Genomic DNA, 24241 nt, shown 5'->3' on the forward strand with positions numbered 1-24241 from the left:
GAACTAAAATTTATACACCATAATCCTTATAAGAGAGAATAATGAGTATTTTTAAAACTTCTTTATTAGCTTTCACAGCAACATTACTTCCTTTTACAAGCCATGCCGCACTTACACTCTATACAACAAGTTGGTCAATGTATGGTGAAAATCCCTATGAGTATGATGGGGCATATAAGAATGGCCGCCCATATGGTCAATTAGCCTATGTTTCTAATCCTGAGATGGTTGCACAGTTCAATAAGGCTGATGTTGTTGCCTGGTCGTTTTTACAGGTTTGGAATAGCCAAGATCCCAATCAGGCGCAATATCAAATACCAAGTTCCTGGAATGGCTTGATGCATTTTGATGATTTGTGGGGGGAGCTTCCTCTAGAGGGATCCTGGATATCCACCTTACCTCCAGAAACAAAGGATTTTTTGACGTTTTGTCAAACTAATGCAGGCGCTTGTGCCGCGGTGCAAACCAACGGTAATACCGGGCAGAAAGAGTTGTTTGTTTATACCGATCAAAAAGGGGTTGGCCAGCTAAATAGCTTTGGAGCATTCATTAATTCGAATAAATATACGGCCAAACGTATCATTGCTATTGGTGGTGCTAATACCGTAGAGAATAAAGGGGTAAGTACCGCGACATTTGACGCGATCTTTGCCAATCAAGATAAATTTTTAAATCAATTTAAAGCATGGATGAACCATTTTAAAAATTTAAAAGGTGTTGATTATGACTTTGAACCTCCCATTGATTTGCAAACAGGGGGACAATTGCCGCCTGATGAAAGAACAATGGTTGATTACAAACATCTTTTTGATTTAGTCAAAGCAAGTCGTAGCAAGTTAGGGAAAGAGGCTTATATCTCTGTAACGATCACAGTGAATAAAGACTATCTGGAAAAAATTAATCAATCTGTAGAAGGAGGCTGGTTTCAGCAAATTGCTAACTATGCCGATAGTGTTAATTTAATGACTTATGATTTGCATGGTCCCTGGAGCCAAAGTAGTGACCCTTATACTGCAGTCCATGCTTATTTAATGCAACCTGAGACAAGCCGAAAAGATGAGTTTGGTATCAATTATGGGACCGATGCAATAACTGCACAAGTTCTCTCTTATGGTATGCCTAAGGAAAAGCTACAAGTTGGTTTAGCAGCTTATGGCCGCGGTTTTTCTGGTGTTGAGCCGGGAAGTGACACTAATTACCCCGGATTTGAGCAGCTTTGGACTGGTGTGAGCCACTTTCCAAACTCTTATTCAAAACAGGATGGAATGTTGCCATATAGCTCTGTAGATAAGGCAGTAAAGGAGCTGAATTATAAGATTTACCATATTCAAGCAACTGATGATAAGAACCAATCCTTTATTACAGGCTCTTACATTTACAATCCAGGAACAAAACAGTTTGTGGGTTATCAGTCGCCTGAGGCTGTTAAAGCGGTCTGTGAATTTATCAAAGTACAGCAGTTAAAAGGAGCCATCATGTGGAGTGCCGATACAGACTTACCTGTCTCAAATCCAAGAAGTTTGGTAGCTACCTTCAAAAATTCATGTCAGTAATAGATAGTAATAAGGTAGGTAATGTCATTATCGCCATTACCTACCCCCTAAATTATATAAGTGACTCTCATGCAAAAAATATTTATTCATTATCTAATGTTCCTGTCGTTATGCGCTATTGCTGGTATGACCCATGCTTGGAAACCTTATTGTTCAGTAGAAAAAAAGAATCAACAAATGGTCATTGCCTATTTGGGAGCTGACTCTTCTTGGGAACTGAAAAATACGGATTTGGTCAAATTAGAAGAGCAATTGGGTAAAGTTAATTTAGTGAATTATGCATTTGCACGGTTCGCGAAAGATGAACAAGGGAATACTATTCTTCAGTTAACTTCGCATGATATTGAAAATATACAATTGCTGCGACAATTAAAGCCTAATATCCCGATCATGATCGCTGTTGGTGGTTGGGGAGATCGCGAAAGCTTTAAATTTTTAGAAAATGAAGAACAAAGGATGATTTTCGTTGACTCTGTAAAAAAAATGCTTGCGCAGTACCAACTTGATGGTATAGATCTTGATTGGGAGAACGAATTATTAGCCAGTGAAGAAGAGATAGCAGGAGTGGCGAAATTGCTTCAACGTTTACATGAGAGCATCAGTGTTGATGGGTACTGTGTAAGCAATGCAGTTCCGGCAACAAAGGCTTATTGGCGCCATTATCCGCATGCTAAATTATGGCAGCCTTATGTAAACTGGACCACGGTTATGGCCTATGATCATTATGGGACTTTTGGCCCACGAACAGAGTTTGGCGCTGCACTCTATGAACCTAATCGTAACGAAGATAATGCCTATCCTTATCCCAGTACTTCCGGTAATAGAGCAATTAAGCATTATTACTATCAGGGATTAGCAGCAGAAAAACTTATTTTAGGAATTCCTTTTTACTGCCATTCTTATTATGTGGCAAACAGCTCGGTTGCTGATAATGTTAATGAACCCGGACTGCATGTGCCAGTAATCGATCCTAATATTAGTAGTCAGATAAGCTATAGTGATGCTTATAGTCGTTATGGAGATAGGCTCTTTGCGTACCAGATTAATTATGCGCATAAAGAGCGACAGGCTGTAACTTTCTATGGTCTAATTCCAGTAGAAAATACGTCAACAAGTCGTTTTTTAAGTTGTGATGGACCGCAAGCAGTTTTAGGAAAAATTGATTATGTTGAAGGAAATAATCCAATGACTGAACATGCCCAAGATCGGGTCAGATTAGGGGGGGTGTCATTTTGGAGTTTGCAGCAGGATCTACCTTTTTCTGACGAGAATTCGTTATTACGAGCTATCTATAATGGCTTTCAAGCCACCAGGTAAGCAAATAACTTATAAAGTAAGCTTTCAATCTATGGAGAAATAGCGTGTCAGGGAAGAGAGAGCATTTTAATGAGCTTTTTTATCATTGGCGTTTGGACAAAGCAAAAAAAGAAGAGGATATATTACTTACTGCCATTGATATTAGTGGTTATGCGGAACTTGATCTTGATTTAAGAAAAATTAATGAAGATTTCAAAGACTCTAATTCGCTTAAATTCAAAGAATTAGAGCGTCGTGGGAAACGAGGTTTAGGGACATTATTGTATTGCAAATTTATGGTCGAAGATTATTTGCAAAGTCTTGAACCAGAAAACAAGGATGAGAAAATCCTGTTAGAGGCAATAATGCTGAATCTCGAAGGGCTTTATCTTCAAGGGCAAGTAGAGACACAGACAAAATTAAATAGTTTAATCGCTAACTGTAATTTATGGTTAGATAACCACACTAGCAACAGAAGCAATAATGAGCATATAAAATCCCTATGCTATGCACTATTTATGCTTTTAAAAATTCTTGATATTTCTCTTAAAGGTTTGGATTCATGGAGTAAAAGTCTTGCTAAACCTTTCATTAAATTAGAATTATTAGAAAAAGATACAGAGAACTTGCTTAAAAAAACAGAGGAAAAACTCACTTTAATAGAGGCTCAGATTGTGCCTAAGGATGAGCATTCACCGCCTAAAAATTTGGCCGAATATCTCAATCAAAATTATCTTCAAAGGATCGAAAAAGAGCCTAGGTACAATCATGATGCTCTTTTAGAAAAAGTGAGTTTATTAGAAATTGCAGTGCAAAATGTTGAGAAACTAAGCCAAATTCTCAAGAAAAGGGAAACGATAAAGTTCAATTCTCAACTGATACAAAGCCTCCTTTTTTCTTTGGAAGAAAATGAACGCCGAGTTTTGGGGAGAAAATATTTCCTAGAGTTAATTGCGGAGAATAACAATAGTTTTACTGAACTTATGGGGAATATAGGTGAAGAAGCTAAAATGTCTTTAGTAAAAAAAATTACCCAATTAAGAAATCCTGATAATTATCAAAAAGTCTCCTCTTCAATGCAGTATGCTGCAAGTTGGATTACGGCAATCCCCGCCTCAGCATTAAGATTAACTGTCCCACAAACATGGCAAGAAACGGTTGTAAGCATAGTCCCGGCAACCTTGGATAGTGAGTGTAAATGTGAATTGAGAATATTAGTTGAAAAATATTTAAAAGATTTAAATCAAGATTTAAAAATTACGGAGGAGAGAGTTAAAGAGTGCATGGAGCATAATTTGGCGAGTCAAGAACAATATGAGAAATTCATTAATGATGCGACTCCTAAAACTATTGAAATTATAAATGAAGCAAGCAAAGCCATGCTCGATGGTTTAATAGAGTACAGAAACTTGCTCAAGTTAGCTTTTATTATGCAGCAAAAATTGAAAGAAATTAAAAATTTAGATACTCGTGTGCAGGAGTTTTTGCATCAATATGATGGATTTTTAGTAAAAATTTCTAATTTTTTTGCAAAATTTTTCTCTTTTTTTAAAACAGAAACGGCAAAATTGGTTGATGAGGTTTATGAAACTCAGCTTGGGTTGCAATCACTGAAAGAGGAATATCAAAAAAACTTTAAGATAGCGTGTGAGCAATTTAAAAAGAATTCACCTATGCCTCTGAATCTAGAGGATCACTTAATTGCGCAGACAAAGGAAGTGATGAAGCAAGCAGGAAGTGATGAAAAAATTAGTGCGAAGAAACAGAATATATATCACTCTATTAAAGTCATAAGACAAGGGTTTTTTAGTTTAAAGCAAGAGCCCTGTCCGACGATAGAAGAGCCGGATGAGTTGTTATCCAGAATACCACAAACTGATTGCTACCAATGAAACAGTCCAGCATCGTCCGCAGTGATTTTTTTATACAAGTATCAAGTATAATGTTAAATTGATATTCACTAAGTACCGTATGTTATTTCTCTTTGGCGAGAAAAATGTGTCAAGTAAAGTGTCATGCTTTCATTTTTGGTCAACTCCCAACAGCGTTTTAGAGCTTGAAATGATGTTATTGGATGCAGAGAAGAAAGAAATGCCAAGTATGGTATTTAGGACTAAGACATCAACAAGAAAGGATTTATTTGAAAGCATTTTTAGTATCTACAGGTCTGGTTGCTCTTGCTGAACTTGGGGATAAGACCCAATTATTGGCATTCATCCTTGCCACTCGATTTAAACGCCCAGTGCCTATTATTCTTGGAATTTTTGTTGCTACATTAATGAACCATGGTTTGGCAGGAGCCTTAGGCGTATGGATCACTTCAGTCATAAGTCCTGAGGGATTAAGGTGGCTGTTGGGAGTTTCGTTTATCGGTATGGCAATTTGGATCCTAATACCTGACAAAATTGAAGAGGAAGAGACAAAAATAGCAAAGCATTGGGGGGTTTTTGTTGCTACCTGGATTACTTTCTTTTTGGCTGAAATGGGAGATAAAACACAATTAGCTACGATTGCGTTAACCGCACATTACAAGGCTCCGGTAGCAGTCATTGTTGGAACAACATTGGGAATGTTGATTGCTGATGTGCCTGCAGTCTTTCTAGGGGAAAAACTAGCCGAAAAAATTCCAATGAGAATGATTCGCTTCATTGCTGCAGGCTTATTTGTCTTAATTGCTATTTTTTCGCTAATAAAATTAGACAAGTTTATTTTTTAATTGTTTATTTATTAAAGAGTCTAAAATATCCCCAGGACATAAGCTTTAGCTGACTTTGATTTCTCGTGCATTATATCCTTGCAAAATAGCGATAACCTCATTAACCTGCTTATCAGAAGTCGCAGTAATCCAGAGTACATACCCTCCTTTTCTTTCCTGTTTTCTTATTTGCTCCACCTGCTGGTTACTAACAAATTTAGCTAAAAATGCTCCGGCAATAGCACCAACAATTGCGCCTAAAATCCCATAAAATAAATTATCAGAAGGGGAGCGTACATCGCCAATAAGAAACACACCGATGACGATACAAATAAAAACGGGAATAGCAAAAGTAAAACCCACTAGCCAGCCAAAATCATCGCGTAGAAAATATTCTTTTGTAGGTGGATGTTTGCTTTCTTGAATAGTATCTGGCTTTACATAAGGTTTCCCATATTTATCAGAAAGTTGCGTGGGGGATCCTTGAATGCTAATGGCATGACGCGCGACCGTTTTTTCAGTTAATTTACTAATGATGATTTCCAACACATTTTCGCTAATAACAATAGCGCTTATTGTTTTATTGGGTAAACTAGACATGACAAATCTCCTTTTACGCCTGGACTTGCAATAAAATCCCTCTATTATTAAGCATAGCTGTTTAGGTAAATAATGGTTTTATAATACAAGTATCAGTGCTTAAAATGCGTCTCATAGGCAGGGAGAGTTTAATGAGTCATTATAGTGTGGAGCACATGACTGAGGCTGAGGTTAAGTATGCAATTGATTGGGCCGCTCAAGAGGGTTGGAATCCAGGATTGCATGATGCTAACTGTTTTTATCAAACTGATCCCCAAGGTTTTTTTGCAGGAAAACTCAATGGCAAAATTATTGCTGTGGGTTCTGCCGTTATTTATGATGAGCATTTTGCTTTTTGTGGTTTCTACATTGTTGATCAAGCTTATCGTGGAGAAGGATTTGGTTTGGCGTTGACAAAAACACGTTTAGCTTATATTGGCGATCGTAATGCGGGTCTCGATGGTGTTGTCCATATGGTGGATAAGTATGCTCGCCTCGGATATAAAATTGCGCATAATAATGGTCGTTATACCGGCAAATTGCCCCTTGGCATTAAAAAAGTTGATTCAGATATTACGCCTTTGATTGCGGTCGATTTTGATTTATTACTTAAATACGATCGTCAGCATTTCCCAGCCCTTCGTGAAACTTTTTTAAAGTGTTGGATTAATCAACCCGAAGGAGCCAGCCTTGGCTATGTTAGCAATGGCGAGCTTTGCGGTTATGGGGTTATTAGAGCGTGCCAAAAGGGATTCAAGATTGGGCCTTTGTTTGCTGCCTCCCCTGAAGTCGCTGAGAAGTTGTTTTTAAATTTAGTATCCTATGCTAAGGGCAAAGAGTTTTACTTTGATATCCCCGAGAATAACCCTTATGCCAAAGCATTGGTTAAAAAATACCAACTCCAGAAAGTGTTTGAGACAGCAAGGATGTACTTAAAAGGTGAACCGCAACTGCCCATTGAAAATATCTATGGAATTACCTCTTTTGAATTAGGATAAATCATGACTCGCCAAATTGTAGGTTATGGCCAAAATGCACCGCTAATTTTTTGGCCAAACCATGCTAAAGTTGCCGTAAATTTTGTTCTTAATTATGAAGAAGGAGCCGAGCTTACCCCAGTTAACGGTGATAAATTTTCCGAGACTTATGGTGGTGAGTTTCCATTGGCCAGCAAGCCAGAGGGTATGCGAAATTTAAGTATGGAATCGTTGTTTGAATATGGAAGCCGTGCGGGGTTGTGGCGTTTGATTAGGCTTTTTGAAGCAGAGAACATCCCGCTAACCTTCTTTATAACAGGATTAGCGCTAACATTAAATCCTGAATTAAGTCAGTATTTAAAAACCTCTGATCATGAGATTGCCGGGCACGGGTGGCGATGGATAGATTATGCCCAAATGGCCAAGGGTGACGAAAAAGAGCATATTTTGCGTTGTAGAAGCACGATTAAGGAATTGACGGGAAAGTTAGTGCAAGGTTGGTATACCGGAAGACGCAGCGAAAACACGCGTGATTTACTAATCGAAGTAGGGGGGTTTCTCTATGACTCTGATAGCTATGCTGATGAACTTCCTTACTTTGAAGACTCTCATTTAATCATCCCTTATACGTTGGATTGTAATGATTTTCGTTTCAGTACGTCCCCGGGGTTCGCCAACGGCGACGCTTTTTTTACGCATCTTAAAAACACGATTGATTACTTATATGCTGAAAAGAGACCTGCCATTATGACAATTGGCTTGCATGCAAGAATTAGTGGTCATCCTGGGCGCTGTATGGCTATCAAACAATTTATTGACTACTTAAAACAATTTCCAGCTTTATGGATAACTCGCCGCATTGATATTGCTAAGTTTTGGCTTAAATTACATAAGCAGAGTAAAGGCCCGCAATGAAAGATTTGTCGTATTAACTAGAAAAAAAATATAGAAACTTTTTTATTGAAAAATCATTGGCTTTAAGTATTCTAGGTGCTTCAATAGTCAGAATGAGCTAAGTTAATGAAATTACTTATAGGATTAATGGGTATTGGGTTGATAGGCCCAGTCATTGGCGGTTCAATAGGGGAAGAGAATGTTGTGCTGCCTACTAGTAATTGGGTAGCTATAACGCCACTATATTTAAAACCTGTCATAGGGTCTCACATTTTAATTTATGGTACATCGCAAACCGTAAATGATGGTATTACTACCATAAAAGAGCATGTAATCAATCCCGACTATAATCCTGGGTTTAATATTAATCTTGGGCATACCTTTGAGAATTCAGCAAATGGTATAGTGTTGCAATATACTCGTATCCATACGAATGATTCTGATAGTTTTAGTGGTCCTGGAGTGCTATCGCTTTCTTCCGGGAATACTTCTTCTCCTGTACCTGGCACCATTAGTGGCAATTTAAAATTAAAACTGGATCAGGTTGATGTCATGGTCAGCCGAGAGATACATCCTTTTGATAATTTTGAGCTGTTACTAAAGGCAGGGTTAAGATATGCACAGATTGATCGCCTATTTAATTTCAGCTTGCAACAAGCAGCTCCGATCTTTAATGGCAATGCTACTGAACAAGAAAATTATGAGGGAGTAGGGCCGGTAGTTGGTCTTAATGGTGAGTATCTTGTCACCAAAAATTTGGGGTGGTCAGGAATGCTCGATGCTGCTTTATTATCTGGTAGCGTTAATAATCAGATAGCTTTTCACGGTAGCTCAGGCACAACGCTATTTTCAACGGGGGCTGATAGTGGTATTTTGCCTATTGTTGAGGCTGGCTTAGGGATAACTTACAATGGGAATCTATCCTCTGCTACAAATATAAAGATAGGAGTAGGTTATGAGGTGGCTAATTATTTCGACTTAGCACAGGCTCATCATAATGTAAGTTATAGTGGTCCTTATGCAACCTTCGCATTACGAAGATAGTTAATTTGTAGGGAATTAATCACAAATTTTTGCTATCAATATGACTGTATCTTGAAAATAAAACCCTGATAAATTTTAAATTTATCAGGGTTTTTTACTCAGCCTCAGCGAGCTCCATGTTAGCTGTTAGCTCCTCATGAACTTTATTGTCTACCAGAACGCGTTGTGAAAAATGAAGGATAACAATGCTCAGTGGAAGAATAAGGGCAATATCCAACGGAAATTGCAAACGCCCTATCCCACCAAAGGAACCAATATAAGACACAAGCAGCATCGAACTCATGTAAAAAGCAAACCAAAAAAGACTTGGGCCACAGTCACTGAGACGGCGTTTTTGGTAGAAAAGATTAATGATAAAACCAAGAAAAAGTGCCAAGTTTAATTTCCAAAGGATATCAAACCCACACCAATATAGCATTAAATTACAAACGTAAAATGCGATATGGCAAAAAAATGTACTAGACCAAAGTTTGAATGGACGTTCGCGGTTGGGTTGAAGTTTGCGCATTGCCAGTAAGCAAATTGGTCCTATTCCATAAGACAAAATGCTACAGGAAGAAAGAAAGGCCACCATTTTTTGCCAACCTGGGAAGGGTAAGAAGGAAAAAATGCCAACAAAGAAATTTGCATATAAAGTGATATAGGGAATTTTATGCTTGTTCAATTTTAAAAAGAGCTTTGGTAAGTGCTTGTTTAGGGACATCCCATATACAATTCGTGAAGTAGCCGCAGTGTATACCAGAGTCGTACCAAATGGTGAAAAAGCAGCATCAAACATTAGTAGGAGGGCAACAAAACCTAAGCCGACAAGTAGTGTCAAACCAACGAGTGGTCCGCTATCACCAGGGAAGCTTAGATTTTGCCAGCCATTGGCTAAATAGGATTGAGGAATTGCCACTAAAAAACTCAATTGCAGCATAAAATAGAGCACAAAGCCTACTAGGACTGCTCCTAAAATAGCAATGGGAATATTCCGTTGAGGGTTTTGTACTTCACCTGCCAACATTAAGCCATTTTGAAACCCTGTAAAAGCAAAGGCAATACCGCCCGCTGAGAGGGCTGTAAAAATTTGTACCCAGGCATTTTTACTATTTAGCTGGAGATCAATATTGCTCATTGATGAGGCAGTAGAAAGCAAAGCAATAATAGCAATGCTAGGAACTAAAAATTTGATAATACTAGCAATTTTATTGCATTCTGCCAGCATCTTAATGCCATAAGAATTGAGTAAGACAACAAATAACATAATGCCTATGGCTACGATATAACCCACGCCTGATAAAGTAAAGGTTGTGGCCTCTTTAATGATCAACGAAGGGAAGAAATGACTCGAATATTGCAAAATAGCTTGAATTTCAATAGGGGTCATGACCACATAGGATAACCAGGAGGTCCAAGCAAATAAAAAACCAACATCATTGCCATGAGTGAAGCTTGGATAATTGGTCATGCCCCCTGAAATGGGGAACATGGCTCCTAACTCGCACAAGGGAAGAGCTATGAACAGCATGAATAATGCCGCAATAATCCAACTAATCAAAGCATTACTACCAGCCATTTGAGCACTTATAAATGGGCTGAATAACCAGCCTGAACCGATCATTCCACCTGCTGCTGCAATTAATACGTTGGTTCGAGAGATATCACGTTTCAGCATAGCTTTTCCTTATAGCTGATGCACCAATAAAAAATAATTATATACTTTTTAAAAATAGATTTGCGACAACATTTTAAGAAGCATGCCCTAACATCCTGAAGAAAAGGGACGTCACCATAAATTTTTAACAAAAATTAATCTTACATTATTGATTAAACATAACAAAACAGCAGGAGTAACTCCTGCTGTTTTATCACTTATTTATATTTATGGCGTGATTTGTCAGTCACTGGATGAGCTGTTGGATGTAGCGGTATCGGCTGTAGCACGCAATAATCCCTCGAGTTGCGTTGTTCTGGCATTTTGAAGTAACAACATGCTGTTAGTTAGTAATAGACGCTCTTCCTGCTGGCGGTTAAGGTACAATTGATAATTGATTTCAGCAAGCAAAACCGCAATTTCTTTTTGCATCGTTGCTGCAGAGGCGGTATTAAGTTTGTTTACCCAGTCAGAGTTTCCTTGTTGATTTAAATCAGGACGAGCAAGGCGCCAGGTTGCCATGGTATATTCACTTAATGCTTGGCTGGTGGTGGTCGATTGGTTGCCTTCACCAACAATGGGTTGAGGCATTCTTTTTGATAAAATATAATAGAGGTTACTAATTCCCACAGAGGTTTGAGCAGCATACACCCTGATATTGGTTAGGAAATTTGCTATGTTAGAAGCAGCTTGAAACCTTTGTAACACAGTAAGATCAGTGTTTTGTACTTGCTCATAAAGGGCATCGTAAGTACTACGACTAGGTAAGGGGATAGGTGAAACTGCTGCAGTAGCATAGCGAATAAAATTGGCAGCCTGTTGAGCAGGGTTTTGGGCTTGCAAAGGTCCAGGTGAGCCTTTACTTGTAGGAAGTGTGGTTGCCGTATCAACTGTAGTTTCTGGCTGAGGGGTTCCCGTGCTTGTAGTCGAATACATTAAAGGAGCAATAAGGCTATTACTATTAAGTTGTGGTATGACTGCAAGATTAGCACTAGGTGTAAAGAATGTATCTGTACTAGGTATGTTGCCGATTACATTTTGCATGATTTGATTGTTATTCATCATTTGGGGATTTTTGGTGATATAGCTACACTCTGCCCAAGCAGAAGCATCATTGGTCAAGCAATAAGAGTAATCAGGAGTCATCAACATATTGGCTATGGACTGGCTTACTGGGTCGCTTTGATATTTTTGGGCCCCTCCACCTGTTGGTTGATCTATTAAAGTAGAGACAGAAATGTTATTCGTTGGGTTGGAATAGCCGGCGGATATAAAGGTGCTGTTACCTGCATCATTAAGTCGCACGAAAGCTTCCAGATTACTAGGTACGAAATAGGGCGGGGATGAACTGCCACTGGTCCCAGTAGTCGTTTCATTGGTTGTAACTCCGGCTGTGTTTACTGGAAGGGCTCCAAAGACACTTTTTAATGTGGGAAGCATGATTCCTGTCAAAGCATCCGATGTAACTTGCAATAGCGCTTGACTGACAGCAACATTCTCTGCTTTTTCTGGACTTTGCTCTAAGTTATAACCTAAATATTGCCCTAAATTAAGTAAATATTGTGTGATATCGCTTAGTGAGTTACTAAATGAATTCCACGGTAAATCATTAGCAGAAGCAAAGACTGGCGATGTTGACGAAGCGAAAAGCAAAGCACCCGATAAAGCAATACGGCGACTAACTAATTTCATTTATTCTTCCCCTTCAAGAGCACGAGCTACAAGTTTTAAACGATATTCAGAAAAAACACGAGCAAGTAAACGTAAACGCTCAAAAACGATGTTTCTTTTTAGAAAAAATCCAGCTGGATCGTGGCTACCTGTGCTGGTTTCTTCGGCATGAATTAGGATTCGTGAGGCACTTCCTGGGTGAACGGTATCGATAGCTTGCAAAAGTCGGAGTCCTCTTCCGGATTTAATATTACCGACTATACGAATAAAAATATCTTCTTGGGCAAGAGAGCTCATATCGAGCTTTTCAATGTCATCTAATTCCTTACCCAGGCGATTTACTGCTTCTTCCAACTCCGGATTACCATCCAAAGTCCAGTCTTCAACGCTCTCCATAAAGGTGATAACGCGATAAATCATAGGGTCAACATATTCGAACCAGTATGAGGATGATGCTTCATGGCTAAGATCGGGCATTTTTTACTCTTTTTTTACGGTATAAGTTCACTGATGGACTGCGCATAATCTAACTACTATAGTATATTATGAAGAGTAAAAGTCCATTATCTGAAGAGTAAATTTTATGAAAATCAAAAAAAGCACTCGAATAGTTACTATTTTCAAAAGAATTTTTAATGTTCGAGCGTGGCTTGATTTTGAACGACTTAAGGCTTGCACTAGTTATATTGTGGCTGGTTTTCAAAAATTATTTATTCCGCGACAACCAAAAGGCCAGACGGAATCTTTCGAAGAAGCAATTGCAAAAATGAACCTAAGCGAGGCTGATCTCCAAGCAAAAAAAATCGCGTTATATCGCTTGAGTATTCTCATGATTACTGCTGCAACGTGTATTTTTTTCTATGCTGCTTACCATTTGTATTACGGTAGTTACAAGGCGTTTATAATTAGTTTAGTTTTAGTGTTGGTTGCTTTAGTCTTAGCCTTTCGCTATCACTTTTGGTATTTTCAGATTAAAGAGCGAAAGTTAGGGTGCTCATTTAATGAGTGGTACAGACAAGGCCTTAAAGGTGACAAGTGATGAATAAAATAGTTTTGATGTTGTTGGGGTTATTAGTCTCAACTTTAGCTCTTGCTTCTGACAATTCCACTACTTCTTACATGAGTTTCGCTCCCCCACCGCAAGATTACTCTGTCATATTTTTAGGTAATATTTTCGGTATTGTTGATGGTGTTTTACATGGCACCGGTAGCCAAATGATGGGGACAATGTTTGGTGTATTCAACTCTGCAGTTCTTGCTTTGGGTGGTGTCATTATTATGTATACCCTCTTAGTCTCCACGATGAATACTGCGCATGAGGGGCAAATGCTTGGTCAAAAATGGTCATCCATTTGGGTTCCTATGCGTGCCACCCTTGGACTTGCTTTATTGATTCCTAAGGGCTCTGGTTATTGCTTAATGCAGATATTCGTCATGTGGATTGTCGTTCAGGGCGTTGGGGCTGCCGATAAGGTGTGGCAGGCTGCATTAAGTTATTTAAATCGAGGGGGGGTTATTATTCAAACCCAGATGAACCCTTCGACATCAATTTCAGCAAGTGGAAATGAAATTGCAAGTGGAGCAGCAATTATTCTTTCGGGGCAAGTTTGCATGTTAGGGCTGCAAACTGCCTTACAAAATCAGCGTCAAGCATACCTTAATAGTAAAGAAAATAATTCTGGCCCTTGTTCTGGTTCTCCCTCTAAAACAATGCTTGATTTTTGTAATACACCAGTGCCTGATTTTTTAAGTACAGTGAATGCTGTTTCTGTACAAAATAAGGGAGCTTCAGGGCAGACAGAATTTAATGTATCTATGCCGAATTTTACTGATGGTCCTTATGTTGCACTTAACGGTATGTGCGGTACCTTGACTTGGAATAGTTTTACAGAAGCAGATAATCTTGTTAGTACTGATTCAAGTAGTAATCCAAAGAATCCTAGCTATGATCCAAATAACCAGTGGAGTGGAGGTAACTTTGTCGCGCCTAAATCGCCAACTACTGTCGTTCTTACTAAAAATGAGTTAAAAACAACACAGTTTTCACGAGCAATCGCGATACAACAAATGTATGTAGATCTTTCCATGGTTGCTCAAATTATGGTTAATAATTCTCCTTTATTGAACCCAAGTAATTCTACCCAATCCAAGGATAATAATAATTTTTCAGTAAATGCTGTGCAACAATTTGGGGTACCTCTAATGGCTAATGATCAGGACCTTTGTATGTCAAAATCTGGTTCTGATTGTAAAAATTGGGGGTCTGATCCTAACAGCTCTAATACCTCTGCTCCATTATTTGTAGGTACAGAATTTCAGGGGGCTGTTGCTGATTATAATGGCATTATGTTGCCCGCCCTTAATTTGGTGTATCAGGCTAAGAAAGGCAGTGATGCGGCTTCAGCGAGAGCCTTTATTCAAGATGCTAATAATTATGGTTGGATTTTAGCCGGTAGTTATTTCTTTGATCTGGCAAAATTAAATTCTGCTACGATAACTGACTCAAGCAAGCAGACTGATACCAAAACGGGATTGAGTGGCAGTAAATTTGATTTGACGACTGTTCTAAAATCATTTGGCGAAACAACTGGTAAGTGCGCTACGGGTACCCAAGGTAATTTATGTGTATGGTTAGGAGGGAGCTCTAGTGCAATCACCCCGGTAATTGGATTAATCAATGGTTCAAATACGACGGGGCAACCTGGCCAACCTCAGTTGCCTACTTCAAATACAATTTCTGATATCACGGGTACAAAAGGCGACGCCTACAGTGGAGGATATTCGTCTACCACCTTTGGATATATTAATAATGCACTCATGTTGCATTTAGCGTCACAACCGGGTCTGACTCCTCCTGCATTTAATATGAAGTTCAATACCAACATAAATCTCGCGCAATTACCGTCACAAAGTTTTCCCTGCGGTTCGATTTTGGGTTTATGTATAGGTAGATTAATGGGTGATATTTTCTATAATTTGATTCTTAGAAACCTTTTTAACTACTTCATTAATATCATCGCTCAGGTGGTTAATTCAGTGATCATGGCTTTTCTCGTCTTACCTTTGATGGGAATGGGGACTATTTTCCAGGCAGGGGTTGCTATTATCCAACAGCCGACGGTTAATCCGGTCGTGGCGTTAGCAAATATGGGAGTTAATTATATTAACTTTGCTAATGAGTTATGGTTTTTTCTTTTGACAATAGCCATTACAACTTCGTTGATTCCCTTATTTGGCATATTTATTTTTGCTGTGATCTCTATGGTATTCCCACTTTTGTTTGCTTGGATGGCGGTAATGCTAAGTATCGGTTTTGTTACAGCCTACTACATACCATTCATGCCATATATGATTTTCACCTTCGGCTCGATTGCTTGGCTAATGGTAGTAATCGAGGCTATGGTTGCGGCACCCATCGTCGCACTTGGGGTTACCCATCCAGAAGGGCACGATGCATTTGGTAAGGGTGAGCAGGCTATTATGATTTTATTAAATATCTTTCTGCGTCCTGCCATGATGATTATTGGTTATATTTCAGCGATTGCATTAACCTATGTTTCTGTATGGATAATTAATGCTGGTTTTGCTAATGCAATGGCATTTGTGCAAGGTAGTTTATCAGGTTCCACATTTAGTATGAGTGCTACTACTAATATTCAAGAATATGCTTCCAATATCAATACGACACAGGGCTATTCTGGTTGGGCTGGCATCTACGGTTTCTTTTTCTCCATTTTAGTTTATACGACTCTGTACCTAATTGTGGTGCAGAAAGCATTTACTTTAATTGTAGTTTTGCCGGATAAAGTACTGCGTTGGATTGGTGGACAACCAGAGAGTGTAGGACAAGAAGCTGCGCAATGGGGCGAAGAAGCTAAAGGTCAAGTTGGTAAGGGAGCTGAGGGTACCCAAAAAGCGGCCCAACAAATTGATTCGCAATTGTCTGGATACGGTCAAAAAGCCTTCGGTAAAGCGAAAGACGCCCTTAGTAGCAAAGGACCTCAAGTGGGTCTAACAGGAGGTAAAAACTTTAGTGATGGCGGAGATTCCAAGAAGGAAAAATAACTTAAAATATAGGGAGCAAATTTCCTTGCTCCCTTACTCACCTGTTAATTTATAATGTCTTTCCACCTAAACCCCAATAAATATTGGGAGTTTCTAGCGGCTTATTTGCGGCCTTGTATAATAAATCCAGCGCTTCCTCTTTAACGACACTAAAATCTAATGTAGTGAGGCCTTCTTTTCCTAACCACAAATGATGAGCTATGAAGAAGAAGGGATTAACTATTATATCTCCTTCGAGTATAAAATCACGGTCATAGGATTTTTTAGGCGTTTCTGAAATAAAATCACAGGAGATAGTCACCTTATTTTTCAGGGGTTTTCTCTCACATTTAATTGCGCCAACAATGGCTGCTGGAGGGACTTGATAGGCGATGGCTTCATACGCATATAAAGGCCATGCAGCATAGCTGGTTATAGCAGTGTCTTCAACTTCCTTCTCTGCAAAAAAGCTGTAAATATTACTTGCTTGTTTTGCTTGAAAACTATGTAAATCAATGATCAAATCTTTGCTATCAGTAGGAGTTTTGTCATTTTTTAGCAACACGGGTCTATAATCTGTTGTTTTAAGCGTCGGGTAATCAATCTGGGTCATATCAGGAAGAATAATAGCATAAATATAAGTGTCCTCATCATTAAGTGGGAAGATAGGGGCGCTCTCAAGCTTTGTGGTTAGACATATACATGCTTTAGAATCTGCATCGATAGCTTCATTTGCTATACCACAATCATTTTTGTAGCCGCGAGATTTAATGGCTTCAAGCCACCACAAATCAGCATAATCAATTCTTGGGGTAAACCCTATTTTAAATATTTCGTCAGGTGATCGAGTATCAGAACGAAAATAAATTTTACCCATAGTTTCATCCCAAATAAAGTAATCGGCAAACATATAATGCACAATTAGATCTATTTGATCAACAACTGTTCTTTTGAGGCATGGCTTTGCTTTAAAAATTAATGATATTTCTGCTGTTTTAATGAAACCTTAATTTTTATATTTTATATTGCATTTGTTTTAAACATTGTGTGAATTGATATGCCAAAACCTAAGAAAGAAACACCTAAATCAGCTTCTATTTATGAAAAAAACTATTATCGTGAGCGAAATAAAAAAATTTATAAAATTAATTCGGCACAGGAACAGAAAAAAATCGATAAGCATATGCAAAGCCATAATAATTTGCCTCCCAAGGGGGTTACACGAGAGGCAGGATTTTCGGTTTATCTCTTTAAGGGAACAAGTTTAGAAGTTAATGCTTCTCTAGTTCGCAAGAAGAAAACAGGAGGTACTGCGTTTATTCTGTCTAAATTGAAAAAGAAGGCGTGTAGATTGCCTGTTTCGTGTATTGCATCAACTGAACATGTGATTTCAATGCAAGAAAAAGTAGAGGATTTTGTATCGGACTCAATTCCAGCAGAAAGTAAAAAACAGGTAATGTACCAAATTTTGGTGAGAGTAGACTCACTATTAAATATAGCCATAGAAAGTATTAATCTGGCAGAGGTTATTTGTAAGGATGATGATATATTAACAACAAGTGATGTGGCGATTCGCTATGATTTTGACAAAGACGTATTTGTTGTGGAGTTGGGTACCCAGGTAACGGATATTCAACAAATTGTTCGTAGATTAAATGCTGTGGCAGCCTATCATATTGTCAGTTGTGACTTTGAAGATATTCAATTGAATGATGGAGTATGTTTATTAAAGCCTGATGCCTCGAATCCTATTCATGCTTTAGCTAATATTGCTCAAGGGAAAAATTTCACTGGTGGGCAAATGAAATTTTTCTTAGAGCGTGATGCTGGAATGACCTCAGGACAAACAGAGGTATACCAGGATAGTGATTGGACATTTAATGGCTATGATTCTTTGCAGAATCTGAGGGATGCCACGGGTTATCCTGATGATGCTCATGCTTTAAGAATTTTTTATAAGGCATGATCTAAGATTATCGTTGGTATTCTTTAGTACCAGCAATAATTAATTTATAAGTTCGCTCGCTGATGATGCCTTGTTCAAATTTATTCCGTGCGTCGACGGTCATCAATTGTCCTCGTTGGCGCACAAGTTTTCGCGTGGTAGAGGTCACTTCATTAGGGTCGCCTTCTAATAAAATATCACGTGCTTCCTCATCAAATACCAAGTATTCCCGCAAGGCAACTCGCTTACCATCGATGGTGGGTACTAGTTTTTGCCATATACAAAGACGAATGGTCTCCAGAATATCAATGGTGCGCCCTAATCGTTCTTCGCCAGCAAAGGAGGTAACCAGCCGTCGCATCGTTTCGGCAACGCCAGAGGTGTGTAAAGTAGTATAGACAGGATGGCCAGTTAGAGCTGCTTCAAGTGCTGCACTAATGGTTTCTGCGTCACGACATTCTCCCACCATAATCAATCGAGGTTTACGGCGAAGGGCATTACGTACACCATCAGCAAAATTCGGTAAATGACGTGGAATCTCCGATTGACTAACCACAGCTGAAACGGTTTCAATTTCGTCATAAACAAATTCAATAGGCGCTTCGTAAGTGAGTACTTTACGGTGCGATTCCTCTTTTTCAATTAATTCACGAATAATGGATGCAAGTAATGTCGATTTACCAGAACCAGTTGCGCCTGTAATAAATACAATGCCTTCTTGAGGGGCTATTGCTTCAAGAATATTGTCTGGTAATTCCATGGTTTCCAATTTTGGAGGTGTGGTGGGAATAGTCCTTAACGTTATCTGGATAGCATCATGACCCTCTACGAGACACGAGGTAGCATTGACCCGGTAGCGATAGCGAACCCCGCGATTGGGGCGAAATTCATAATGGGTATCGATATCTTTGCCTGAAAGTAATTGCGTAGTGGCATTAGGGCCATAAATTGAATTAATTAAATCACCTAACTCTGTATTAGAGAGGCGGCGATTAGTGATTTTATAGAGCCGACCATACACTTCAGCATAGATTGCTTCACCGGTTTGGATCGTAATATCAGAAGCACTTAGCTTTTCAGCATGCTCTAACATTTTATCCATGAACACCGGCGTAAACCGGGTTGGTTCATCAGGCATCAAATTAATATTACTACTACTCATAATCTATTTAGAAGTTTATTTATCATTAATGGGAGCGATGACAGGTTGCCACGCTTTACTAGTAATAGTAATTTTAGTGTTCTGTGCCAATTTTTCCATATTTCTAAATCGTTCTAACGCATCTTCATCTTTAGCAACTGCGGCTACCCACTCCTTGCTATTGGTATTAAGAGCTGGTAGGGCCGTTATACGCAACACTCTGTCATCAATATGGATTTCTGATGCATCACCAGTAACACCTAGATCAGTATGAGAAACGAAAGGAGGCGATACCATATTCATGGCTAGTAATTTGCGATATAGGATCATCCCAGCAAAATCCTCTTTTATGCGCGCGATGCTTTCCTCAAGAATAACACCTGCTTGTTCAATACCATTTTGCCACCCTTTTTCGACATAATGGCACCAAAGAAGCCTTTCTTGTTTTGTCTTGGGTAAGAGCGTGACATTAGGACACTCAGGCTTTTTATAATCCATCCATAAATATTGTCGCCAATTTGGTGGTGTAGTTATAAAGCGTGCTTGCTTGGCAACCTTGTAAGTTCGATCTGAAATACGGATGGTCTGTGTATCTGCCAAATTAAAGGTATTGCGACCTTCCAACAAAACTGGAGGTAAAACATTATGTTCTAGTACAAGAGAATTAAAGTCAAAAATGGCGTCCAGGTTACGGGCCTGCTTGGTCAAATTTTCGTCTATTATTTTTGCACGCCATGCAAGGCCTCCTTGAGCGCCTATGCTTAGGGCAGTTTCTTTGAGAGCCATCTCTCGAATTTTCCCCATATTGGCTTTACTACGGGTTCTGGCTCCTTTGTTGGTGTTGGCCAACGCTTGTAAGCCAGCAAGAGAGTCCGTGTTTGCTATCACAACTCGGCGATGGCATCCGGTTGACAGGACTAAGGATATAACACAAATACTAAGAATAAATTTTCGCATAGCGTAATTCAACAACTTGACTGTTAGGATAAACGTAGATATTGGCTTTCTTTCCTGCTTGATAATCAATATCCCGCAAGATCTCTGCTAAGCTCATATCTTTAGAATTAAGACTAATTAGAACGGGAACGGCAGGTTCCGTTCCTAGCACGCGTAAACGAAAATGCGCCGCTCTGGCAACACGTAAAGTTACTTCTTCAATCGGTCCGGACCAATCAACAGAGGCTCTGCTTTGCAAATTGTAAGCATTCGGGATGGTCAAAGTATTATCTTTCGATTGCGGAATAATTACTTTTTCTATGCGCTGCATCTCCAGCATCGAATCACTAACGGATGAAGCTGCTTGCGCAAGCTTAATCGTTGCATCGTCACTTGGGTTGTTAAGTGGCGGTTTCATGTAAATACCACCACCTCGGCATCCTGCTAGAAGAATCGAGGCAATAATAAATACAGCAGACTTGTTGATCATCTTTTTGACTTTATAAACGATGTGTACTGCAATGATTGAAACAGGAGCATGACGCCTTGTCAAGGAAAAGAAGGACCGCTTCTGAAAGTTAATTCTTTTCATAAAGACCATAGATTACTTGTCCCGCTTGTTTAGATTTTTTTTCATTCCAGAATACTGGATCAAGTTGAAGTTTATCAGGTGATTCAATATAAACCAAGCCACCAGAAGCTAACAAATTTGAACGGGATAAAATATCTAAACATCTAGGGAGGTAATTTTTAGCAAAGGGGGGATCGAGGAAAATAATATCGAAGCATTCGGGACTTTCTAAAATATACTCTTGGGCGTCACATTGTACCACAGTAAGGGTTGAGGAGTCAAAAGTAGCCACGATTTGTTTTAAGTTGGAATAAACTTTTGGAGAAGACTCAACAAGGACTACCCTATCAGCGCCGCGTGAATAGGCTTCTAAACCAAGAGCGCCGCTGCCTGCAAAAGCATCCAAACAACGAGCACCACGTATGTCATGCATCAACCAATTAAAGAGTGTTTCTTTGACTCTGTCAGAAGTTGGGCGTAAACCCTCAATATCAGGGAAAGAAATTTTTTTTCCCCGATATCTTCCACCAATAATGCGTACTGTTTGCTTCACGTCTTTCCTACAGAAACTAAAAGTAGTTTGTTGATGTTCACTTGTTTTTGAAAGGCTTGCTTAATTTGTGCGGTACTGACGGCATTAATTTTTGTCACATAAGTATCCAAGTAATCGTCTGGCAAGTGAAAAAAGGCGATACGCAACAGCATGCCTGCAATACTACTATTACTTGCTAACGATAAGGGGAAACTGCCTGTCAGATATTGTTTCGCGGCTATCAGTTCGGCTTCATCTGGACCTTCATTAATAAATTTTGCCACAGTATCTTCTGTAACTTTTAGAGCTGTAGTTGCTTGCTTATTTTGCGTAGCCAAGCTAATCAAAAATGGGCCATCACCGGGCATGGGTATAAACTGACTAACAACTCCATAAGTTAAGCCACGTTTCTCACGAACTTCATTTGCTAATCGTGATACTAAAGCTCCGCCACCTAAAATGTAATTCCCCACAGTAAGCGGGAAATAATCAGGAGCGTGATGGTCAATGCCAATTTGTCCCAAGCGAAGAATGGTTTGCGAGGAAGGAAAATTAACCATGATTTGTTCCCTATCAGTTAACTGTGGAGCTTTAGGAATCATGGGTGCTCCTTGTCCTTTGGGCAATTGTTGGACTAATTGTTCGGCTAATTGATGTGCCTTTTCTTGATCAATCGCGCCAACGATCACAATCACTGCATTGGAGCCCACAAAATAACGCTTGTAGAAATCACGTACATGCTTAAGCTCAATTGCATTAACACTTTCTTCTGTGCCCATAATAGAATGTGCATAGGGATGGTTTTGGTATAATTTTTTAAAGAAGATGAGATTGGCTACATCGTCAGGGGACTCTTGAGCTTGCGCTATGACCATTAATTGTTGATTTTTCTCTCGCTGAAAAGCTTCTTGTGGAAAGTCTGGCTTATTTAATATTAAACTAAATGTTTCTATTGCTTGTTTAAGAGCTTCTTGAGTAGTTAACGTTCTCAAGCTTAGGACAATCATGTCACGGCTGCTTTCTCCCTGGTATTGTGCACCTATGTTAGCGAATTTTTCTGCCACTGTAGTGGCATCCAGGCCACCGTTACCTTGATTTAGTAGATCAGTAGTCAAAGCACTCAAACCATATTGGTTGCCATCATATGCAGAGCCGGCTGCAAAAGCAATATTGACGTCAAGCATGGGAACTTCGAGAGCTTGATAAAAAACAACTTGAGCCCCATTGGCTGTTTGCCATTTTTGCGTTTTAAAAGAGTTTGCCTGTAGTACCTGTGGCAATATAAGGACTAAGGCAGTCGTTAGTGTCACTAATATTTTCATGCTCGTTCCTCTTGAGGGACAGGAATTAATAATGCTTCTGTTTCTGCGATGTCCCTAAAATAATGTCGGGCCACTTCTTGTATTTGCTCTGGGGTGATCTTGTTGATTCTATCGATATAAGCATCGGCAGTTTGCCAGCCTAGGCCTATTGTTTCTACTAAGCCTAACTCCATTGCTTGTCCATAAATGGAGTCTTTTTCAAAAGTTTTCTGAGCTATGATTTGTGTTTTAATACGTTGTAATTCAGCAGGGCTAACTAATTCATTTTTTAGAAGCTCTATTTCCTTCACCATTGCAGATTTCAGCTCATTGACAGTATGAGCTTGAGAAGGTGTACCAAAAAGAATAAATTGAGTTTGATAGCGAGAATACAAATTGTAATAAACATCCACGCCACTTGCGATATGACTGCCACGGATAAGGTTCTTGGAAAACCGCGCACTATCTCCAGCATCCAAAATGCCTGCAATTAACTCAAGAGCATAGGGTTCCCAAGTATTCTTTGCAGTTTTTACGCTTGGTACGGTATAACCAAACATCAGCATTGGAAGCTTCGCTGGTGCATAAACTTCAGTTGACTTTTGGCCAAGGGCTGGCGGCTCTGTTTGCAAGCGGCGAACATAATGCGCTTTTTTATTGATTTTACCAAAATATTGACTTGCTAATTGATGGACCTTTTCTGCGTTGACATCACCTACAACGACCAAGGTGGCATTGTCCGGTGCATAGAAGCGCTGATACCAATCTCTAAGATCATCAACACTCATTTGATGCAGATCACTCATCCAGCCAATTACAGGATGGTGGTAGGGGTCGGCCAAATGAGCTGCTGCCAGATAGCGCTCAAAAGTCAGGGCTTGTGGATTGTCATCAGTGCGTAAACGACGCTCCTCACGTATTACTTTGATTTCTTTGGCAAACTCTTCTTTATCCAAGAGAAGATTTTGCATGCGATCGGCTTCTAGTTCAAAAGCAATTGGCAATTGCGAAGCCGCAACTTTTTCAAAATAAGCGGTATAGTCAAAATTAGTAAAGGCATTTTCTTGACCACCAACAGCTGCGATAGTTTTAGAAAAAGTTCCTAAAGGATGTTTGGGGGTACCTTTAAACATAACATGCTCTAGAGCATGTGAAACACCTGTTAAACCACCAGGTTCGTCTGCTGACCCCACGTTATACCATATCATGGATACTGCGACAGGGGCGCGGTGATCTTCTTTAACAATGACTTTTAAACCGTTCTCCAACACAAACTCACGAGTTTGACTAAAGGCTTGACAGGAAAGCGCGGTTAAGAAAATCATTAAAGCGATGCGCATGGATTAACTCCGAAGCAAAAAAAGTGATAGAATTTCACATTTCCTTTGTTTTGTACACTTATGATTAAATGGTTTAAACGAAATCA

Annotated in this window: 21 protein-coding genes; 10 read left to right on the forward strand and 11 right to left on the reverse strand. The window is 39.3% G+C overall.

The window, feature by feature from the left end; translation table 11 throughout:
* Positions 1-41: 41 nt before the first annotated feature.
* The 4 genes from Lbru_RS04865 (at position 42) to Lbru_RS04880 (ending at position 5565) form a co-directional block, all read left to right on the forward strand.
* Positions 42-1553 (forward strand): glycosyl hydrolase family 18 protein, encoded by a 1512-nt coding sequence (locus Lbru_RS04865; protein WP_058441070.1) that lies wholly within the window; start codon positions 42-44, stop codon positions 1551-1553.
* Between the two features lie 69 nt (positions 1554-1622).
* Positions 1623-2870, forward strand: coding sequence for a glycosyl hydrolase family 18 protein (locus Lbru_RS04870; protein ID WP_058441071.1), 1248 nt, complete (start codon positions 1623-1625; stop codon positions 2868-2870).
* Positions 2871-2914: 44 nt separating this feature from the next.
* The gene (locus tag Lbru_RS04875; protein WP_058441072.1) at positions 2915-4741 is read left to right on the forward strand and encodes a hypothetical protein; all 1827 of its coding nucleotides are present in this window, start codon (positions 2915-2917) and stop codon (positions 4739-4741) included.
* Positions 4742-4923: 182 nt separating this feature from the next.
* Positions 4924-5565, forward strand: a complete 642-nt coding sequence (locus Lbru_RS04880; RefSeq protein ID WP_238583820.1) for a TMEM165/GDT1 family protein — start codon at positions 4924-4926, stop codon at positions 5563-5565.
* Positions 5566-5610: 45 nt separating this feature from the next.
* On the opposite strand, the gene Lbru_RS04885 is transcribed toward Lbru_RS04880, so the two are convergent.
* Positions 5611-6144, reverse strand: coding sequence for an AtpZ/AtpI family protein (locus Lbru_RS04885; RefSeq protein ID WP_058441073.1), 534 nt, complete (start codon positions 6142-6144; stop codon positions 5611-5613).
* 131 nt (positions 6145-6275) lie between these two features.
* Here Lbru_RS04885 and Lbru_RS04890 point away from each other — a divergent pair, with 131 nt between their 5' ends.
* From Lbru_RS04890 to Lbru_RS04900, 3 genes are all read left to right on the forward strand, one after another.
* Positions 6276-7121: a GNAT family N-acetyltransferase gene (locus Lbru_RS04890; protein WP_058441074.1), complete on the forward strand. Its 846-nt coding sequence runs from the start codon at positions 6276-6278 to the stop codon at positions 7119-7121.
* A 3-nt stretch (positions 7122-7124) separates the two neighbouring features.
* The gene (locus tag Lbru_RS04895; protein WP_058441075.1) at positions 7125-8015 is read left to right on the forward strand and encodes a polysaccharide deacetylase family protein; all 891 of its coding nucleotides are present in this window, start codon (positions 7125-7127) and stop codon (positions 8013-8015) included.
* Between the two features lie 105 nt (positions 8016-8120).
* A complete protein-coding gene (locus tag Lbru_RS04900; protein WP_058441076.1) occupies positions 8121-9038 on the forward strand; it encodes an Lpg1974 family pore-forming outer membrane protein in 918 nt (305 codons plus the stop codon).
* Positions 9039-9132: 94 nt separating this feature from the next.
* On the opposite strand, the gene Lbru_RS04905 is transcribed toward Lbru_RS04900, so the two are convergent.
* The 3 genes from Lbru_RS04905 to icmW form a co-directional block, all read right to left on the reverse strand.
* A complete protein-coding gene (locus tag Lbru_RS04905) occupies positions 9133-10695 on the reverse strand; it encodes an APC family permease (protein ID WP_058441077.1) in 1563 nt (520 codons plus the stop codon).
* A gap of 222 nt (positions 10696-10917) precedes the next feature.
* Positions 10918-12366 (reverse strand): type IVB secretion system protein IcmX, encoded by a 1449-nt coding sequence (gene icmX, locus Lbru_RS04910; protein WP_058441078.1) that lies wholly within the window; start codon positions 12364-12366, stop codon positions 10918-10920.
* On the reverse strand, positions 12367-12822 hold the full coding sequence (gene icmW, locus Lbru_RS04915; protein ID WP_058441079.1) for a type IVB secretion system protein IcmW: 456 nt from the start codon (positions 12820-12822) through the stop codon (positions 12367-12369).
* Positions 12823-12928: 106 nt separating this feature from the next.
* Here icmW and icmV point away from each other — a divergent pair, with 106 nt between their 5' ends.
* Both icmV and dotA read left to right on the forward strand, forming a co-directional pair.
* Complete coding sequence (gene icmV, locus Lbru_RS04920) at positions 12929-13384, forward strand: type IVB secretion system protein IcmV (protein WP_058441080.1); 456 nt, start codon at positions 12929-12931, stop codon at positions 13382-13384.
* Positions 13384-16410 (forward strand): type IVB secretion system protein DotA, encoded by a 3027-nt coding sequence (dotA, locus tag Lbru_RS04925; protein WP_058441081.1) that lies wholly within the window; start codon positions 13384-13386, stop codon positions 16408-16410. Before icmV ends, dotA begins: the two co-directional genes overlap by 1 nt.
* A gap of 49 nt (positions 16411-16459) precedes the next feature.
* On the opposite strand, the gene Lbru_RS04930 is transcribed toward dotA, so the two are convergent.
* The gene (locus Lbru_RS04930) at positions 16460-17266 is read right to left on the reverse strand and encodes a hypothetical protein (RefSeq protein WP_131793531.1); all 807 of its coding nucleotides are present in this window, start codon (positions 17264-17266) and stop codon (positions 16460-16462) included.
* A gap of 180 nt (positions 17267-17446) precedes the next feature.
* On the opposite strand from Lbru_RS04930, the gene Lbru_RS04935 reads away from it, so the two are divergent.
* Positions 17447-18355, forward strand: a complete 909-nt coding sequence (locus tag Lbru_RS04935; protein ID WP_058441083.1) for a hypothetical protein — start codon at positions 17447-17449, stop codon at positions 18353-18355.
* Between the two features lie 7 nt (positions 18356-18362).
* Here the strand turns inward: Lbru_RS04935 and dotB are convergent, their stop codons facing one another.
* The 6 genes from dotB to Lbru_RS04965 all read right to left on the reverse strand — a co-directional run bounded on the left by dotB (position 18363) and on the right by Lbru_RS04965 (position 24155).
* On the reverse strand, positions 18363-19496 hold the full coding sequence (gene dotB, locus Lbru_RS04940; protein ID WP_131793530.1) for a Dot/Icm type IV secretion system ATPase DotB: 1134 nt from the start codon (positions 19494-19496) through the stop codon (positions 18363-18365).
* A gap of 15 nt (positions 19497-19511) precedes the next feature.
* Complete coding sequence (locus Lbru_RS04945) at positions 19512-20432, reverse strand: type IV secretion system DotC family protein (protein WP_058441085.1); 921 nt, start codon at positions 20430-20432, stop codon at positions 19512-19514.
* On the reverse strand, positions 20413-20901 hold the full coding sequence (gene dotD, locus Lbru_RS04950; RefSeq protein WP_058441126.1) for a type IVB secretion system lipoprotein DotD: 489 nt from the start codon (positions 20899-20901) through the stop codon (positions 20413-20415). The genes Lbru_RS04945 and dotD overlap by 20 nt, the downstream gene beginning before the upstream one ends.
* 88 nt (positions 20902-20989) lie before the next feature.
* Positions 20990-21535 (reverse strand): 16S rRNA (guanine(966)-N(2))-methyltransferase RsmD, encoded by a 546-nt coding sequence (gene rsmD / locus Lbru_RS04955; protein WP_058441086.1) that lies wholly within the window; start codon positions 21533-21535, stop codon positions 20990-20992.
* The gene (locus Lbru_RS04960; RefSeq protein WP_058441087.1) at positions 21532-22836 is read right to left on the reverse strand and encodes a M16 family metallopeptidase; all 1305 of its coding nucleotides are present in this window, start codon (positions 22834-22836) and stop codon (positions 21532-21534) included. Before Lbru_RS04960 ends, rsmD begins: the two co-directional genes overlap by 4 nt.
* Positions 22833-24155, reverse strand: coding sequence for a M16 family metallopeptidase (locus Lbru_RS04965; protein ID WP_058441088.1), 1323 nt, complete (start codon positions 24153-24155; stop codon positions 22833-22835). The genes Lbru_RS04960 and Lbru_RS04965 overlap by 4 nt, the downstream gene beginning before the upstream one ends.
* Positions 24156-24241 lie beyond the last annotated feature (86 nt).

The sequence above is a fragment of the Legionella brunensis genome (genome assembly GCF_001467025.1).
Lineage (GTDB): Bacteria > Pseudomonadota > Gammaproteobacteria > Legionellales > Legionellaceae > Tatlockia > Tatlockia brunensis.